The organism is Komagataeibacter europaeus (assembly GCF_002173515.1).
GTDB lineage: Bacteria > Pseudomonadota > Alphaproteobacteria > Acetobacterales > Acetobacteraceae > Komagataeibacter > Komagataeibacter europaeus.
In genome coordinates this window covers 908,884-926,821 of sequence record NZ_CP021467.1, presented here as the reverse complement: position 1 = coordinate 926,821, position 17,938 = coordinate 908,884, and the positions used below count along the sequence as shown (strand labels likewise).

General features: G+C 58.4%; 15 protein-coding genes and 2 pseudogenes. 2 read left to right on the top strand and 15 right to left on the bottom strand.

The features are described from left to right. Window positions 1-49: 49 nt before the first annotated feature. From S101446_RS04090 to S101446_RS04070, 5 genes are all read right to left on the bottom strand, one after another. Window positions 50-649, bottom strand: coding sequence for a PadR family transcriptional regulator (locus S101446_RS04090; RefSeq protein ID WP_208620551.1), 600 nt, complete (start codon window positions 647-649; stop codon window positions 50-52). Window positions 650-789: 140 nt separating this feature from the next. Further along, a complete protein-coding gene (locus tag S101446_RS04085) occupies window positions 790-1,314 on the bottom strand; it encodes an efflux RND transporter permease subunit (protein WP_087607701.1) in 525 nt (174 codons plus the stop codon). A 347-nt stretch (window positions 1,315-1,661) separates the two neighbouring features. Beyond that, window positions 1,662-4,172 carry a TonB-dependent siderophore receptor gene (locus tag S101446_RS04080; protein ID WP_087607700.1) on the bottom strand — a complete coding sequence of 837 codons (2,511 nt, stop codon included), beginning with the start codon at window positions 4,170-4,172 and terminating at the stop codon, window positions 1,662-1,664. Between the two features lie 139 nt (window positions 4,173-4,311). Next, window positions 4,312-5,304 (bottom strand): FecR family protein, encoded by a 993-nt coding sequence (locus tag S101446_RS04075; protein ID WP_087607699.1) that lies wholly within the window; start codon window positions 5,302-5,304, stop codon window positions 4,312-4,314. A gap of 99 nt (window positions 5,305-5,403) precedes the next feature. Beyond that, on the bottom strand, window positions 5,404-5,913 hold the full coding sequence (locus S101446_RS04070; protein WP_157684815.1) for a sigma-70 family RNA polymerase sigma factor: 510 nt from the start codon (window positions 5,911-5,913) through the stop codon (window positions 5,404-5,406). 233 nt (window positions 5,914-6,146) lie between these two features. Here S101446_RS04070 and S101446_RS04065 point away from each other — a divergent pair, with 233 nt between their 5' ends. Further along, a complete protein-coding gene (locus S101446_RS04065) occupies window positions 6,147-7,325 on the top strand; it encodes a PepSY-associated TM helix domain-containing protein (protein ID WP_087607697.1) in 1,179 nt (392 codons plus the stop codon). Window positions 7,326-7,383: 58 nt separating this feature from the next. On the opposite strand, the gene S101446_RS04060 is transcribed toward S101446_RS04065, so the two are convergent. The 10 genes and pseudogenes from S101446_RS04060 to S101446_RS04005 all read right to left on the bottom strand — a co-directional run bounded on the left by S101446_RS04060 (window position 7,384) and on the right by S101446_RS04005 (window position 16,591). After that, window positions 7,384-7,704: a DUF6525 family protein gene (locus S101446_RS04060; protein WP_087607696.1), complete on the bottom strand. Its 321-nt coding sequence runs from the start codon at window positions 7,702-7,704 to the stop codon at window positions 7,384-7,386. Between the two features lie 4 nt (window positions 7,705-7,708). After that, window positions 7,709-7,807 (bottom strand): annotated as a pseudogene (locus S101446_RS04055) (GTP-binding protein); the annotation flags it as partial. A gap of 144 nt (window positions 7,808-7,951) precedes the next feature. Continuing rightward, window positions 7,952-8,148, bottom strand: a pseudogene (locus tag S101446_RS18350) (PIN domain-containing protein); the annotation flags it as partial. A gap of 310 nt (window positions 8,149-8,458) precedes the next feature. Then, window positions 8,459-9,793: an ammonium transporter gene (locus S101446_RS04040; protein WP_157684814.1), complete on the bottom strand. Its 1,335-nt coding sequence runs from the start codon at window positions 9,791-9,793 to the stop codon at window positions 8,459-8,461. 707 nt (window positions 9,794-10,500) lie between these two features. Continuing rightward, window positions 10,501-11,835 (bottom strand): type III glutamate--ammonia ligase, encoded by a 1,335-nt coding sequence (gene glnT / locus S101446_RS04030; protein ID WP_087607693.1) that lies wholly within the window; start codon window positions 11,833-11,835, stop codon window positions 10,501-10,503. A gap of 77 nt (window positions 11,836-11,912) precedes the next feature. Further along, window positions 11,913-13,250 carry an FMN-binding glutamate synthase family protein gene (locus S101446_RS04025; protein WP_087607692.1) on the bottom strand — a complete coding sequence of 446 codons (1,338 nt, stop codon included), beginning with the start codon at window positions 13,248-13,250 and terminating at the stop codon, window positions 11,913-11,915. 7 nt (window positions 13,251-13,257) lie between these two features. Further along, on the bottom strand, window positions 13,258-13,944 hold the full coding sequence (locus S101446_RS04020) for a GltB/FmdC/FwdC-like GXGXG domain-containing protein (RefSeq protein WP_375138800.1): 687 nt from the start codon (window positions 13,942-13,944) through the stop codon (window positions 13,258-13,260). Continuing rightward, window positions 13,941-14,840, bottom strand: coding sequence for a class II glutamine amidotransferase (locus S101446_RS04015; protein WP_087607691.1), 900 nt, complete (start codon window positions 14,838-14,840; stop codon window positions 13,941-13,943). The genes S101446_RS04020 and S101446_RS04015 overlap by 4 nt, the downstream gene beginning before the upstream one ends. A gap of 103 nt (window positions 14,841-14,943) precedes the next feature. Then, window positions 14,944-15,597: a helix-turn-helix domain-containing protein gene (locus S101446_RS04010; protein WP_087607690.1), complete on the bottom strand. Its 654-nt coding sequence runs from the start codon at window positions 15,595-15,597 to the stop codon at window positions 14,944-14,946. A gap of 25 nt (window positions 15,598-15,622) precedes the next feature. Further along, window positions 15,623-16,591: a LysR family transcriptional regulator gene (locus S101446_RS04005; protein WP_053322864.1), complete on the bottom strand. Its 969-nt coding sequence runs from the start codon at window positions 16,589-16,591 to the stop codon at window positions 15,623-15,625. Window positions 16,592-16,676: 85 nt separating this feature from the next. On the opposite strand from S101446_RS04005, the gene S101446_RS04000 reads away from it, so the two are divergent. Then, on the top strand, window positions 16,677-17,936 hold the full coding sequence (locus S101446_RS04000; RefSeq protein WP_087607689.1) for a sarcosine oxidase subunit beta family protein: 1,260 nt from the start codon (window positions 16,677-16,679) through the stop codon (window positions 17,934-17,936). Window positions 17,937-17,938 lie beyond the last annotated feature (2 nt).

Here is a 17,938-nt window from a genome sequence, read left to right as displayed (position 1 = left end):
CGTTCCCCGACCGGACGACCTGTTGGCCGACCGCGCCGGAAAGCTTGGTTCAGACCTGTCCAATCGCCCGGGCGGCGTCATCCAGCAGGGCTGCGATCTTTTCCTCGGCGTCTTTATCAAGGCCGCCGTTGCGCAGCCTCAGCCGAAGTGCCGTGCGCAGGTTTTCCATGCCGCGCATGACCGGCATCGGGACATCCTTGCGACCTCCCCTGCCCTCTGCCGCACCGGTCGCCGCGCGGGCCAGGATTTCATCAAGGGCCGCACGGCTGGCGGCCAGGAACGCCTCGCCTTCCGGCGTGATGTGATAGTTCTTGCGGCCTTCGGCTTCGACAATCCGGGCATAGCCCGCTTCATCCAGCCAGGTCAGCGTGGGGTAGATCACGCCAGGGCTGGGGGCGTAGCTGCCACCGAACTTTTCCTCGATCATGCGGATCAGTTCGTAGCCGTAGGTCGGTTTTTCCGCGATCAGCGAGAGGACCAGAAGCCGCATTTCGCCATAATCGAACAGCCGGTGACGCCCGCCCCGGCGGCCACCGCCGTGGTGTCCACCGCGACCGTGATGGCGGCGGGGTTCCCCGGAACCTGCCATGCCTTCGGGGGAGAAAGTCTGGCGGTTACGACCGCCTGCGTGTCTGTTTCTGTGTTTCATGCTTACCGATATACGTTCCGATATATCTTATGTCAAGATATATCGGAATATATTTTTATCATTCCGATAAACCCGCTATTTCAGCCGCTGCAGGCAGTCCATCCGTCAGTCCCCTACCCTGATCACATGACCGGAAAATCTCATGATGTTTCTGCTTTCCTGAAAAAAGAGGCGCATCGCGCGACAAGCAGATAAAGCGCGGGCGTTGTGAACATGGTCTGGGCCTGACTGACCAGCAGGCCACCGATCAGCGCGATTCCGAGCGGCTGGCGTAGCTCCATCCCATAGCCGCCCATCAGCACCAGCGGCAGCGCGCCAAGGGCGGCGGCAAAGGTCGTCATGACGATGGACCGCAGACGCAGCAGACAGGCCGCGAGGATGGCATCGCGTGATGTCAGGCCGTGTTCGCGTTCGGCATGGATGGCAAAATCCACCAGCAGGATGGCGTTCTTGAGCGAGATGTCGGTGAACAGCAGCATGGCGATCACCGCCATGCCCGGGAGCGGCAGTCCGAACAGATCGAGCGCCATGACTACCCCGATCCCCGCCGAGGGGATGGTAGAGAGAATGGTCAGCGGGTGCCACACGCTTTCATAAAGCATGCCCAATGTCAGATAGACGGCCAGCACAGCGCCGATGATCAGGATCTCGCTTGTTGATTTCAAGGACTTCCAGAAAAATCTTGTCCGCGTAGGACACGGGCACCGCCTCCAAGAAGATCGACGCACGGGGCTCTGCCTTGTCGTGCGTCGTATCTCCTGCTGTTTTCATGTCCTGTAATAATAATCATTCGCATGTTAAAGTTTCGTATGTCACCGTCGGGACACATGCGACATGTTTTCTGAGTTCTTGGAAAAATATATGTAAATCAGTATGTTGAACGGAACCGTCCAAAAATATCGGACGGCGGCTGGCGCGCGCTGTTATTTCCTTCCGGGATAAATCGTCTGTATGGGATACGTTCGCTGAACCATGCGTTAATCGCATAACTGACAGTCAATATTTGCAGTCATTACCAGCTATACGTCACCTTGCCGATCACATTGCGGTTCGCGCCGATATAGCAGCCGGTATCGGCACCCGCGCAGCCGGGATAGTACCGCTGGTTAAGCAGATTCTGCGCCGTGACCTGAAACAGCATGCCCTTCATCCGTGGGGCTACGGCATCGAGTGAATACTGTGCCTGCGCATCCACCAGAACATAGCTGGGTGTGACATATTCCAGCGTGTTGTCCACCAGCGTATTGCCGTTGTAGCGCACGCCCGCGCCAAACCCCAGACCCCGCAGCGGGCCATTGCGCAGGTCATAATGCCCCCAGACCGAGAATGTCTGCTTGGGCACCGCAATCGGGCGCTCGCCCGTCAGGTCGCCACTGCCGCGCGTATAGGCCACGTCCTGATACGTATAGGCCGCGATGATGTTCAGGTTGCGGGTCAGGTCCACATGAGCTTCGAGTTCGATCCCGCGCGAGCGTATCCCGCCGGTCTGGGTATAGAAATCGATATGGACCGGATCGGTAACCAGCACGTTGCTCTGCTTCAGGTCATACAGTGCTGCCGTGAAAAACCCGTTGAAGCCATGCGGCTGGTATTTCAGCCCCACTTCAAACTGCCGCCCCCGCGTGGGTTTGAACGGCGTGCCATTGAAGGACAGGTTGTTGGCGGGCTGGAAGGATTCCGCATAATGGAAATAGGGTGAAAGCCCGATGGGGAACGCATACAGGATGCCGCCACGCCACGTCGTGGCCTGATCGGATTGGTTGAAGCTGCCGCCGCTATCCGTCTGGTCACGGGTGTCGATGGTGGACCAGTCATGGCGCACGCCGCCCTGCACATGCAGGTGGCCCCATGTCATCTGGTCCTCGCCATAGATGCCTTCCTGATTGGTGGTGATGCTCTGGGCTTCATACAGGTCCAGCTTGCCGATGCTCTGCCCGTATGTGGGGGAAAAGACATCCAGCGACGGCGCATCGCCGTAATACAAATTGGCGGAATCACGGATATTCTGCCAGTTGCCACCAATGATCACGTTGTGCCTGACCGGCCCGGTGCGGAAATGGCCAAGGATCTGTTCTTCCACCGTGATCGTGTCGAAATGTTCCTCCGACCCGTAGGCGGCGCGCTCCAGCGTGCGGTTGTCATCATCGAGCATCCCGCCCGAGGATACCTGCTGGAAAAACGCCCCCACATTCGCGTAGCGGGCAAACGACTTGAAGGTCCAGTTGGGCGCAATCTGGTAGCTCAGGCGGTAGTTCACCGCCGTCTGGGTGCGCTTGTAGGTCTCGAAATTCGGGTCGCCGGGGTAGAAATGGTCCGAAATCTTGCCATTCGGATTAGGCAGGATGGTGCCCTGCAGGGGGGCTGTATCAAAATTGCCGCCACGCGGGTCGCGCTGCCAGAAGGCGGACAGCGTCATGGTCAGGCGGTCATTGGGGGTCCATGTCAGCGATGGCAGGACGCCGAAGCGTTCGTTGCGGGTGTGTTCGTCCTGCGTGCCCGACGTGGTGGCGGTTGCGGCGATGCGGTACAGCCACTTGCCATCACGGTCGATCCGCCCGCCAAAATCGGCGGTGCCGCGCACGTAGCCGTATGTCCCGCCCTCGACCGAGATGGAGTGGACGGGCGTGGCCGTTGGCTGTTTTGTGGTCAGCACGATGGCGCCCCCGGGATTGGACTGCCCGTACAGGACTGAAGGCGGCCCCTTGAGGATGTCGATCCGGTCGAGCAGGTAGGGATCGATCTGCTGGGTGGCGTAGTACGCGCCGTTGAACAGGCGCAAATTGTCAACAAACTCATCCGCGCCCGCAGCACCCTGAAAGCCGCGGATTTCAACCATGTCGAACCGCGTGGTGTAGCCCGACGCCACATCGCCCGACACACCGGCATTATAGCGCAGGGCCTCGGCTATGGTGCGGGCGTTCTGCTGGTCCAGTTGCGCGCGGGTTACGACGGATATGGATTCCGGGGTTTCGATCAGGGGCGTGTCGGTCTTGGTGGCGGCACTGGAATTCTTGGGGACCAGACCGGCCCGTCCCGATGTGGCGTAAACGGCGATCTGCTCTTCTTTCCAGCCTGTTCTGCCGTGCCCGTTCCCCTGCCCTTCCACCCGCACCGGATCAAGGGTGATGGTGGCTGGCGCGCGGATGAGCGAGACGGAATGCGCCCCGGTTCTTTGGTAACTGATGCCCGTGCCCGCCAGAAGGCTGGCAAGCGCCTGTTCCGCTGTCATCTGCCCGTTCACCGCCCCTGAGCGTGCGCCTGCTATCGTGGCGCTGTCGAACGCGATCTGCAGACCGGTCTGTGCGCCAAGGGCGGCAAGGGCGCGGCCTAGTGGCTGGGCAGGAATACTGAAGGGCTGTGCCTGTGATGGTGGGACGGCCACGTTGCCCTCAACCGGTGCGGCCGCGGCATGATGGCCCGTGGCGGTCCACATGACGAACAGCAGGGCGGACGTGCCCGTAAGCAGGCTGGATCGGGAAAGCCGGATGCGATTGAGGGGGGACGGCAGAAGAACACACGGCATGGTCGGGTCTCACGGGCGGACGGTTGGCATGAAATGCAAACGAATTGCATTCGCGTATATCCATGTCCGTTGAGACGATTTATTTTTAACGTGTGGGTGAAACTTTTTTTATGTTCCGATGCAAAAAACTGATGGGCTGTCAGGGCGTCTTGTGGTCAGCCAGCACCAGGGTGAAGCCCGCAGGAAGCGAGACAAGCCTGCCCCCATGCAGCGCGCAAAGGGCTTCCAGCGCCTCCCTGGGATGACGCAGATCATACACGCCCCCTACCGGGATGGTGTCGTCTTCAAGATCATGGGTCACGATGGTGCCCGGATAGTAGCGGCCCAGCATCGCGACCGCGTCAGAAAACCGTACGTCGTCCAGCACCATCTGCCCTGACCGCCATGAACCGACATCCTCCGGGTCGATCGTGCCGCGGTGGGCCTGCCCCGTGTGCTGGTCGACCGCCCATGTCTGGCCGGCGGTCAGGCGCAGGGCGGGGTTGGACTGGCGGGATACGCTTACGATCCCCTCACGCACGGCAACAGTGACATGGGGGCCGGTCATCTGCACATCAAAGGTGGTGCCGATATCGCGCGTCGTCACATTCCCTGCCCTGACGGCAAAGCCGCGTTTTGCGTCATGCACGACACTGAAAAACGCCTCCCCGGCCAGCAGCGTAACCCCCCGTTCCCGACCCGAATAATGCACGGCGATGGCGGAATGACCCGCCAGGGTCACCGCCGTTCCATCCGACAGGCTGACCGTGCGGGTTTCGCCGGTTTTCGTGTAATAATCGGCCTGCAGGCGGAACATGAGGTCTGGTGTGGCAAAGGCCAGCACGCTCGCCGCCACCGGCAGCATGCAGGCCGCCGCAATCCGCAACGGGCGTGCCCGGGCAGTTCTGCCAGCCGCAGGCCGCCGGGGTGTTGCGGGCCGGTCATGCGGGGGCGTTACGGGAACCATCTGGCCCGTAAGGGCCCAGGCGCGTTCCATCCGGCGCCATGCCCGCTCATGGTCGGGGTTCTGCGCGCGCCATGCGGCCCATTTCGCCCGTACCGTTTCATCATCCGGTGCCTCATTGAGGCGGATTTTCCAGGTGGCGGCTTCCAGCATGGCACGTTCGGTGCCCGGTGTTGGCTGTGTGTTCATCCGTGCCCATCCCCATTCGTTCCGCGCCCGTGGCGTTGAACGTAGTTCCAGGAACAGGGACGGCGCAGGTGCCTGTTTTTTAACGCCAGGGGGAAAATTTTACGGCTCCATGTCTGGCAGGGCCGCGGCACAGGCCACCAGCGCGATCTGGATCATCCTGTGCACGCGCGTGGTGGAAACACCCAGAACGGTCGCGATTTCCCGCAATGTGTAACCACCGATGCGATACATCTCGAACGCGCGACGGGTGCGTGGCGGCAGGTTGGCCAGGGCATGTGCCACGGTATGCAGTTCCTGCCGGTGCCCGCAATGGGCTTCGGGCGATATCGACCCCGCACCTGTATCAGCCAGCAGGGCATGATCGATTTCGGTTGGAATCTGCCTGCGCGCGGCACGCAGATGATCAAGCGCCAGATTGCGTATGATCGTGGTCAGATACGCGACGGGGTTGAAAATGATCCCCTGCCGCCTGACGGATGCGACCTGAACAAAAGCATCCTGCACGATATCTTCCGCCTGTGCCGCACAACCGACCATGGATACGGCGAAGGACACGAAACGCGACCGGTTTGCCAGATAGATTTCCAGAAGATGATCGGTCGAGGCCACGGCCTGAAGGTTCCTTGACAGCGTGCGTCAGCGCCCGGACGAGGGCGCGCCTTCCTTATATGAATATAAGAATCATTATCAATGAAAGAATAGCACTGTGATGTTTCGATACAATCCGGGGCTTTCACGCATGTCGTGTCCCGGCGGGGCGTTTGGGAAACCGGACGACCAAATATGCGAACGCGTCTTATTTTCTTTTGTTGCCCTGCCCTGACGGGCGTGCCAAGGCATGCATGATGGCTGTCCTGACCCTGAAAACCGTTCGTCCGGCCCTTGTGCGCCTGCACCGATATACGGGGCTGCTGCTGTCGGGCGTGCTGTTCATTGCAGGGCTTACGGGAAGCATCAGCGTATTCCGCACGGAAATTGACGCAGCCCTCAATCCTGACCTGTTCCATGCCCCTGCCCCGGCACATCCCCTGCCGGTTTCAGCATTGCTGGCGCGGCTGAAGCTGCAGCGCCCTGAAACACAGGTGACCGCCCTGCTCTACCGCCCCCCTGCGGGGCGTGCGATCGTGGTTTATTCGTCCGAAACGGTCGCGGGCAGGACAGATCCGGTTGAAAATGAAATTTTTCTCGACCCCGGCACGGGGCGCATTCAGGGCATGCGCCCGGCCGAAGGCTGCTGCTTCAACCGTCGCGTGCTGATGTCTTTTATATACCGTGTTCATTATTCCCTTGATCTGGGCCAGGCGGGTATGTGGGTCATGGGGATCTCGGCCATGCTGTGGTCGATTGACTGTGTGGTCGGCCTTTTCCTGACCTTTCCGTTGCACCAGCCTGCATGGCGGCAGGCATTCTGGCGGCAATGGCGCAAGACATGGGCGATTGGCCTGCGACGTTCTTCCATACGGATCACGTTTGACCTGCATCGGGCCGTCTCGCTCTGGCTATGGGTTGTCCTGCTGGGCATTGCCATAAGCGGGGTGGCGCTGGCGCTTGAGGATGAGGTCTTCAATCCCGTCATCCGGACCATCCTGCCCACCGCGTCGCCCATGACGGACACACGGCTCCCGGCCCATCCGGTTACGATTGATCAGGCGGAAGGCCTCGCCGCAGGTTTCGTGCAGGCCCATGGCAGCGGCGAGAGACCGGCCGCAGTATTGCTGGACCCGGATGGCGGGACCGCCATGTTCTACCTTTTCAGCAATCAGGGAACAGAACCCTCCGGGTTGGGCAGTCCCATAGTTACCGTGGATCTGAAAACCGGTCAGGTCACGGCAGGTGACATGCCCGGTCGGGGGGCTGCGGGCAATCTGGTCATGCAGATGCAGTTGCCATGGCATAGCGGCAGGATAGCCGGGTTTGCCGGACGTATCCTCATATGCCTGTCGGGTTTGTCCGTGTGCATGCTGGTGGTAACGGGTATCATGATCTGGCAACGAAAGCGGCAGACCCGTCAGGCCAGATAGCCCGACAGGCGGCTACAGGCAGATAAAAAGCCAGAATGCTGGCATTCGGATGCCAGTGTCATCTCAGCACGGTCACGCCTGCCGCATCATGCGGCAGGGTCATGCCGTAGGATTCGCTATAGCGCGAGGCAAACACTTCCCGCTCCAGCCGCTCGCAATAATCAAGATACCGGATCAACGCCCGCTCGGCGCGCATCGTGCGCCCATAGAGCCGTTTGTAATGCTGCCACAGCATCATGACATTGACCGACCAGGCATCATAGGCATGTGCTGCAACCCTGTTGCGGATCGCGGCGGGAAGAGCATCGAAGGCTGCCCAGTCATCACCCGCATAGCGCCGCCACATCTCATGCCGCAGGGTCCGCTCGTTATCTGCCATCGTCTTTGCGGCCCTCGCGGTTATTAAGCACATGGTTGAGAAGCGTCGTCTTTCCCGCTCCGGGAAAGCCGGAAGGAACCGTTACCGGAAGCCTTTCATGCATGACGGACACCCTTCATTCGGTTGTGATCCACCAAACTTATATGGAATGTTATAATATAACAATCCCTGAAGGATTTCGAATGGGGAAAGATATTTTGCAACATACGGCATTATGGGATGCCTGTAGTCCGAACGTGTTTCCTGGACGCGCTGCGAAGTGCTCTACCCCCTACGCACCTTTGAGGGATCCTGTGACTTCTCGGCACTATATAGAAGTTCGTACAACACCACGTCGGAGATATAGAGAGCTTCTGCATTATCATTGAGCTTCTGGCGCAGATATTCTGGACGATCGCGTATTACGCGGATGCAGAAATTTGTATTCAGAAGATAACGCAGCATCAGAAGCTTTCGCGCCTCTGTAGCGCTGGCTGATTACGAGATACCAGATCCACGCCCGGCGCCGCGAAAAAATCATGCTGGCTTGCGTTGGCTGGTGCAATAATGCGACGTGCACCATCGGGAATGATGACGACCTCTTTACAGATTATCATCAAAAGCGACAGCTTTACGCAGACGCACGGCTTGGAACGGTTCGACAGAAACAGGATTTATGCCGCACAGGCGGCCATCCGCCCGGGATCGTTTTATAAAATGTCATATTTTTTATATGATCGGCAAAAGGCTGATCCCTTCCACTGATAGGAGCAAGTCAGTCGCTACCAATTCTATCTGTGTGATATGCGACCTCACCATGGGATTCCAGATCCAGTCCGATGGACTCTTCGTCTTCCTCTACCCGCAGGGGAATAGCACAACGGGTTAATTTCAGAGAGAAATATGTCGCAACAACTGAAAAGAGCATGCTGAAAGAAATTCCCAGTATCTGAATGCTCATCTGTTCCCACATATTTCGACCATGTGGATATCCCGTTCCCCCAAAAAATGAAGCGGCAAAGATAACGGTGAGTAGCCCACCCACTAGTGCGCCCACCCCGTGAATTGAAAAAACATCAAAAGCATCATCAAATCCAAAACGTTTTTTCAGGTTGTTGACAGACCACAGGCAGGAAATACTTGTTATGATGCCTATTATAAATGCCGACATGGGGGTTACATACCCACATGCTGGTGTAATTCCAACCAGTCCGGCTATGGCGCCTGATATAATCCCCAATGTACTGGGACGACCATGATAGCGCCATTCGGTAAAACACCATGCAATGGCTCCACCTGCGCCGCCAATCAGGGTATTCAACATTAACAAAATGGTCAGTCCGTTAACTGAGTAATTACAGCCACCGCAAAAAGCTAACCAACCGACAAAAAGCAGACATCCCCCTATATAGGTCATGCTGACATCGTGGGGCGCCATATTCGTGGTGCCCAGCCCCTTCCGCCTGCCCAGCATTACGGCGGCAACCAACCCGGCCATACCTGCATTGAGATGAACAACATTCCCTCCGGCAAAATCCTGTATGTCCAGGGGTTCAATCCAGCCGCCACCCCATGCCATATGGGCCATCGGCACGTAGTCAATCAAAAACCATAATGATATGAATAGAAGAAAGGCCCCGAACCGCATACGCTCAGCGACCGATCCAACAATTATCCCGACAGTTATGGCAGCAAACAGGGCCATAAACAGGCAATACAGATATTCGGGCAAAGTTCCGACTGCACTGTTTGTATTAATTCCACGCAGGAATATCTTATCAAATCCACCTATTACCGGACGCAATGGACTGTTAGAAAATATAAATGAATAGCCAAAAATAATCCACAAAACAATAATGAAAACGCCAGAAGCAAATACCTGTGTCATTACGGACAGGACATTCTTGCTACGTGCCATTCCCCCGTAAAACAGGGCCAGACCAGGCAGCATCATCAACATGACAATAAAACAGCATGTCGCCACATATGTGGTATCAATCAGGCTGTAATTATATTCCACCTGGACGGTGCTGGCATTTCCGACCACAGGAATCAGGATAAATATAAAAAAAACATAAAAAAACGATATGATATTTCTATTATACATCATGTCATTGCCTGAATACATGTCAGTTCTGTTTATGCTTATTTATGTAACGAAACCGACAGCGGATGTTCCGGTTCGCATTCCTGTAACTGCAGATTGCCTTCATCCTGTCTTCCGTGCCGGTACAGGCACGTCAGCAACACCGGGACGATTGCCAGCAGGGCAATCAGGTGATCATTCACGATTGCGTCTGCCAGCATGACCGTATCATGGCCCGTAGACATGACACGGTTTTTCAGGGTTACTCCCCCAAATCTGCAAGGGGTGGAACAGATGAGGAAAACTGACAGCCATCATTCGCCGTCCCCATCTATAGGAACGATCCCATACGGGCACTTCTGGCGCGCCTGACATTGTGCAAGAGCATGGTGGGTAAAGCGCTGACATCGGTGTTTACGACCCTCTCCACACATAGCATTACGGTATAGTAACATATTTACATAGGGAAATGGAACAGGCAGGATATATTGATATTACATGACAGAAATCATCATTCAGGGTTTTAACATAATAGGAAAATGGTTCCTGACGGAAGAAATTTTATTCCTGATGCAGTATCACATCCCTATTATGAACGGACATACAGTGCATCTGTGCCAGAAAACCGTTTCTAAAAAGAAACATTAAGATATATTGAGTCTTTCAGTATCCTGAAATATGCATATTCGTTGTTCTGACCGACTTTCCCCGGAAAACCAGAAAAAAGCCTGTTAGCAATCCAGCGTGACCTGCCGTTCCCATTCGGACAGATGGCTGCAATAGGCGTTCCATTCCGCCATTTTCAGGTGAATATACGGATCGACCAGCCCGTCCCCCAACAGGCCACGTATGGCCCCGCACGTGTCCAGCGCCCGCACCGCATCCAGCAGGTTCAGGGGCAGCTTCTTGGCATCCCGGATCGTGTGACCTTCGGTATACATGTTGATATCAAGGGGTTTTCCCGGGTCCAGCCTGCGCTCCAGCCCATCCAGCCCGGCGGCCAGCAGGGATGCCTGCAGCAGGTACGGATTGGCCGCCCCATCGGGCAGGCGCATTTCAAAACGCCCCTTGCCTGGCACACGGATCATATGGGTGCGGTTGTCGCCCGCATAGGTTACGGAATTGGGGGACCATGTCGCACCCGAGACGGTGCGCGGCGCATTGATCCGCTTGTAGGAATTCACGACGGGGTTGAGGAACGCGCACAGCGCATCCGCATTTTCAATCAGGCCGCCGACAAAATGGTATCCTTCCGCCGACAGGCCCAGTCCCAGCGGGTCATCATCCGCCTGGCATATATTCGTATCCCCTTTCCACAGGGAGATATGGGCATGACACCCGCTGCCGGTCAGGTTCATGAAGGGTTTGGGCATGAACGTTGCCCGCAGCCCGTGCTTTTCGGCAATGGAACGCGCCATGAATTTGAAGAAGACGTGGCGGTCCGCCGTCACCAGGGCTTCATCGAATATCCAGTTCATCTCGAACTGGCCATTCGCGTCCTCATGGTCGTTCTGGTACGGCTCCCAGCCCAGATGCAGCATGGCGTCGCATATTTCGGTAATGACGTCATAACGCCGCATAAGGGCGGACGCGTCGTAACAGGACTTGGGCGCATTGTCATGCGGATCGCCAATGGCCTGCCCGTCGGGGGTCAGCAGGAAGAATTCACACTCAACCCCCGTCTTGACCGTAAGGCCCATTTCCCCGGCACGGGCAATCATGCGGCGCAACGTGTTGCGTGGTCCCTGTTCGATGAACTGGCCATGCATTTTCAGGTCGGATGCAAGCCAGCCGACTTCCGGTTTCCACGGCAGCTGGATCAGGGTCGCGGGATCAGGCACGGCGACAAGGTCGGGGTCAGCGGGGGAAAGCTGGAACGCGGCGGCAAATCCGGCAAAGCCCGCCCCCTTTTCCTGCATGCCCCGGATGGCTGATGCCGGGACCAGCTTGGCCCGCTGTGCGCCCGACAGGTCCGTATAGGAAATAAGGAAGTAGCTTATGCCCCGTCTTTCGGCCTCGGCAGCAAGATCGACAGGGGGGCATTCCTTTGTAACATCTTGAACCATCACCAGAATATCCGTATTCAGTATATTTGAAAAAACACGAAAAGGAGCGTTCCCGCCGGAATACGCCCCTTGTGGTTTCAGAACCCCTGCCTGCCCGGATACCACTCCGTTCCCGCCAGCGGGATACGGGTCATGGCGGCCGCTTCCATCGTCAGGGCAACAAGGTCCTCAGGCTCAAGATTATGAAGATGGCTTTTCCCGCATGCTCGTGCGATCGCCTGTGCTTCCATGGTCATGACAGACAGGTAGTTGGCAATCCGCCGTCCGCCCAGGATCGGGTCAAGGCGCGCGGCCAGTTCGGGGTTCTGCGTGGTGATGCCAGCCGGGTCGCGCCCGTCCTGCCAGTCATCATAGGCGCCGGGAACCGTGCCTAGCTTGGCGTATTCTTCCGCCAGGTCGGGGCTCTGGTCCCCCAGCGCGATCAGGGCCGCGGTCCCGATGGCTACTGCGTCCGCCCCCAGCGCCAGCGCCTTGGCCATGTCCGCGCCGCTGCGGATGCCGCCGGATACGATAAGCTGTACCTTGCGGTGCATGCCCAGATCCTGCAATGCCTGCACGGCGGGACGGATGGCCGCCAGGATGGGCAGTCCGACATGTTCGATAAATACTTCCTGCGTGGCTGCCGTGCCGCCCTGCATGCCATCCAGCACGACCACATCCGCGCCTGCCTTTACCGCAAGCGAGACGTCGTAATAGGGACGGCTGGCCCCGACCTTGATATAGATGGGCTTTTCCCACGCCGTGATCTCACGCAGTTCCTCGATCTTGATTTCAAGGTCGTCCGGCCCCGTCCAGTCCGGGTGACGGCAGGCGGAGCGCTGGTCAATGCCTTCGGGCAGGTCGCGCATCTTTGCGACACGCTTGGAAATCTTCTGCCCCAGCAGCATGCCGCCGCCGCCGGGCTTGGCCCCCTGCCCCACCACCACCTCGATCGCATCGGCGCGGCGCAGGTCGTCGGGGTTCATGCCATAGCGTGAAGGCAGGTACTGGTAGACAAGGGTGGAGGAATGTCCACGCTCCTCCGGTGTCATGCCGCCGTCGCCGGTCGTGGTGGAAGTACCCACGGCACTGGCCCCGCGGCCCAGTGCCTCCTTGGCCTGTGCCGACAGCGCGCCAAAGGACATGCCCGCAATCGTGACCGGTGTTTTCAGGCGGATGGGTTTCTTGGCAAACCGCGTGCCCAGCACGACATCCGTATCGCAACGTTCCCGGTAGCCTTCCAGCGGATAACGCGAGACCGACGCCCCGAGAAACAGCAGGTCATCGAAATGGGGCAGCTTGCGCTTGGTGCCCGCACCACGGATGTCATAGATCCCGGTGGCGGCGGCGCGCTGGATTTCAGAAATGGTGAACGGATCGAATGTTGCGGAAAAACGCGGCTTCGTAAGCGGAATCTTTTTGGTGTTATCAGTCATGATGGCCTCAGTACGCCGCGGCGTTATCAACATGGAAATGATACAGGCGACGCGCGGAACCGTAGAGACGGAAGCTATCCGCCGGGTATTCGGTCATGCCCGCGCTTTCCAGCAGGGACTGCAGCAGGGCGATGTCCTCTGCGGTCATTTCCTTTTCCTCGCAGTCCGCGCCCAGGCTTTTTACTTCACCCCGAACGAAGATCCTGGCTTCGTACAGGCTGTCCCCCAGCGCTTCCCCCGCGTCGCCGCATACGACCAGCGTGCCGGACTGCGCCATGAAAGCGCTCATATGACCGACCGAACCACGTACCACGATATCGATGCCCTTCATGGATATGCCGCATCGCGCTCCGGCATCCCCATCAATGACCAGCAGCCCGCCATGGCCTGTCGCACCGGCGGCCATACTGGCGTTGCCGCGTACGTGGGTGCGACCGCTCATCATGTTTTCAGCCACGCCGGGGCCGGCATTGCCTTCAATGGTGATGTTGGCATGCTGGTTCATGCCGCCGGCGTAATAACCGGCCTGCCCGTCAATCAGGACGTCAATCGGGCTGTTCAGGCCGACGGCCAGGGCGTGGCGCCCACGCGGGTTGCGGATGGCCCATGCCCCTGTTGCATCCTCGCTCTGTAACTGGCTGTTGGCTTCGCGCAGGGAGCATTGGGCCAGATCGATTTCCTGCATGTTGCTCATGCTGCGTGTTCCCAGTGATAGACGCGCTGCGGTTCGGGTTCAAAGACCGTTGCGCTGGCAATGCCCGGAAGTTGGGCGAAGGCACGGTATTCGGAAGCAAAGGCGACATAGTCATCCGTTTCCGCGATGACGGCGGGTTTGCACGCCACCGGGTCGCGCAAGACCGCAAACCCGTCCCGGGTGCCCACGACAAAGGTGAAGAAACCATCAAGGTCGGCAAGGGAGGCTGTCAGGGCTTCATCCAGCCGTTCCCCGCGCGACAGGCGCCACGACAGGTAGCCCGCCGCCACTTCCGAGTCATTTTCAGTGGCGAATTGCAGCCCTTCGCGCACCAGCTGGCGGCGCAGGGTGTTATGGTTGGACAGCGAACCGTTATGGACCAGGCACTGGTCCGGGCCGGTTGAAAACGGGTGTGCGCCAGCAGTCGTTACGGCTGATTCCGTCGCCATGCGGGTATGCCCGATGGCGTGGGTGCCGCTCATGCCCGCAAGGTCGAAGCGGGTCGCGACATCTTCTGGCAGGCCAACGCCTTTATACAGTTCGATGCTGTCGCCGCTGGATACGAATGCAACCCCGTGGCCGAAGGCATCAATGAACTGGCGTACGGCCTTTTCATGTTCGGTCGGCAGGGTAATGACCGTGTGATCATTGCGAAAGGTCACGCCAATATCGGGACCGGCAATATGCGCCAGTCCCTTTTCAAATATCGCGACCTGTTCCGGGGCAATGTTCCGTACCGTAATCTTGGTCTGCCCGTGGCGCGCGCCGCCATAAACGGCAAAACCGGCGCTGTCAGGGCCGCGCTCCGTCATGACCTTCAGCATCTGGGACGTCAGCCGTCCGAGTTCAGGCTGAAGCGCGGGATTTTTCAGAAATAACCCAACGATGCCACACATCGTTATTCTCCGCCGAGAGAGGAAAGGATGTGATCATCAAGCTCCCATCCCGCCGGCGTGTCAATCTAAAAGAACAAAACTTTCTTTTTAAGAAAATTCGTGATCAGTCCTCCTGCCGTGGGTACACAATAATCGACAGGTAATTCATGGGTTTTTCGATCAGGCGTTCCGGGCCATGCGGTGACTGACAATCGAACATCAGGGTATCGCCCGGCCCCATTTCATACGATTCGTTACCATGCCGGTACAGAACGCGTCCGCTGAGCATGTAGATGATCTCCACCCCCTGATGGCGGAAACTGGTATAGGGCTTGGCGTCCTCGTGCAGTGTGATGAGATAGGGCTCGACCACCATGCTGCCGCCCAGAAGGTGGCCCAGCAGCTGGTATTCATGTCCTGCCTTCGTGCCCCGGCGTTCAATGACAACCCCCTTGCCCGCCTTGACGAAGGAGCAGTCGCGCTGTTCTTCAAATGTCGCGAATAGCTGGCTCAGTGGCACATTCAGCGCACGGCCCACTGATTGCAGCGTGGAGAGCGAGGGAGAAATCTGCCCGTTTTCTATTTTCGACAGCATGCCCAGCGATATGCCCGCGCTACTGGCCAGGTCTGCCCCCGTCAGTTCGGCCCGCCGCCGCAGAAGCCGGATCTGCGCACCCAGCGATTCCTCCAGCGTCAGTTCACGGACCGGACCTGCGGATGATCCGGTGGTCAGGTCGGCCGTGGCCTTTTCGGAACGGGACTTGCGGGGTGCGGCCATGCATACTCTCCAGAAAACACAAAAATCAGGACAGGACGTCCATCTGATCGGCAAAGACAGGAAAATAGCCCGCCAGTTCGCCAAGTGTCTGCTCCATAAGAACAGTCCGGAGTGATTTAGCAAAATCCAATGGCAGGCGCCCGAATTCCCGCCGCCGCGCAACCAGCGTCAGCCGCCGCCGGAATGCGCCCACTGGCAGCCTGTGACATGTCAGCCCGCAACTGCCATCAAACCCTGATTCATACAGGCACAGCGGCGTCGTAATGGCCACGCCCCCAAGCCTGCAGGCAGCCAGGACCCCCTCCGGCCGGTCGAATTCCTGACCATAGGGTATGTCCAGCTTCAGCCGCCGCAGGTAGCGTTCGATTTCGTTGCCCGTGCGTGAGCGCAGGGAAAACCGCACAAAGGGCTGCGCGGCGAAAAAGGCGGGCAGGTCCGCTGCCTCCGTCGGGGGGCGCACGCCTGCGGGGCACAGCAGTATATAAGGTTCCTCAAACAGCGGCCAGCGTTCGAGGTCCGCGATGTCTTCGAGGTCATCGACGCTGAGGATGAAATCGATCTGGCGGGTCAGGAGGGCGGCGGCGTGAGATTCAGTCAGGCCGGCATGCACCACCAGACGGTCCACACGCGCACGCATGAAGCTGGAGACTTCCCCCATTACGGCACGTGACAGGGAATCGACGACGCCGATCCGTAGCAGGTGTACCCTTCCCGACCGCATTTCCTGCAGGCGGGCAGCAATCTGTCGCATCTCGACCATAAGCCCGGTGGCATACTGGCGCAGCACCGTGCCGGCCGTTGTCAGCACCATGGGGCGCACCCCCCGGTCAAAGAGTTGCGTGCCAACACGTTTTTCCAGATCGGCAATCGTCTGTGACACGGCAGGCTGGGTTATGCCCAGCATGCGCCCGGCTGCCGCCATGCTGCCATTATCGCACACGGCCAGGAAGACATTCAGTGCGGCAAGATCGAACGGTGGAACATGAAGCGTCATCACACCATACCATAAGAGAAATTTATAATGTTCCTGTTACGAAACCATCTAGCATGGATTTCAGTAACGGATTGAAGATTTCGTAATGAAAAATGATCGTTATTCCATTTTTTTCCTTTTACGGGAAACATTGCGCGGTCAGACAGGCTGGCAGCCCGTATGGCGCGACGCCACGCCCCAACCTGGTTATGATGTTGTAATAGTAGGGGGTGGTGGCCATGGCCTGGCGACCGCCTATTACCTTGCGCGGCGTTATGGCATCCGCCGGGTGGCGGTCGTGGAAAAAGGCTGGATCGGCAACGGTAATATCGGTCGCAATACAACAATCATCCGTTCGAATTACCTGCTGCCGGGCAATGTGCCCTTTTACGAATGTTCCATGAAGCTGTGGGAAGGGCTGGAGCAGGACATCAATTACAACGCCATGGTCAGCCAGCGCGGCGTACTCAACCTTTTCCATAACGATGCCCAGCGCAATGCCTATATCCGGCGGGGTAATGCCATGCGGCTGCATGGGGTGGATGCACAGCTGCTGGATGCGGCGGCGGTGCAGCGGAAGCTGCCCTTCCTCAACTACGACAATGCCCGTTTCCCGATACGGGGCGGATTGCTGCAAAAGCGTGGAGGCACCGTGCGGCATGATGCCGTGGCATGGGGGTATGCCCGCGCGGCCGACCGTTTGGGCGTGGACATCATCCAGAACTGCGAGGTTACCGGCATCCGCATGCGCGCGGGCCGTGCCGTGGGGGTCGACACCACGCGCGGCTTCATCGCCGCGGGGCGCGTCGGGCTGTCTTGCGCTGGCAATTCGTCCCGTGTCGCCGCCATGGCCGGGCTGCGCCTGCCGATTGAAAGCCACGTACTGCAGGCCTTTGTCAGCGAAGGGCTGAAACCCTTTATCGACTGTGTGGTGACGTTTGGCGCGGGACATTTCTATATCAGCCAGTCCGACAAGGGCGGGCTGGTCTTTGGCGGTGATATCGACGGTTACAATTCCTATGCCCAGCGCGGGAACATGCCGGTCATCGAGGACGTGTGTGAAGGCGGCATGGCGCTCATGCCCCGGATCGGCCGTGTCAGGCTGCTGCGCCACTGGGCCGGATTGATGGACATGACCATGGATGGCAGTCCCATTATCGACAGGACAACAGTGGACAATCTCTATCTCAACGCCGGGTGGTGTTATGGCGGGTTCAAGGCCACGCCCGCGTCAGGCCTGTGTTTTGCCCACCTGATCGCCCGTGGCGAACCCCATCCGGTTGCCACGGCATTCAGGCTGGACCGGTTTGGCCGTGGGGCCGTGATTGATGAAAAAGGCATGGGCGCGCAGCCCAATCTGCACTGAGG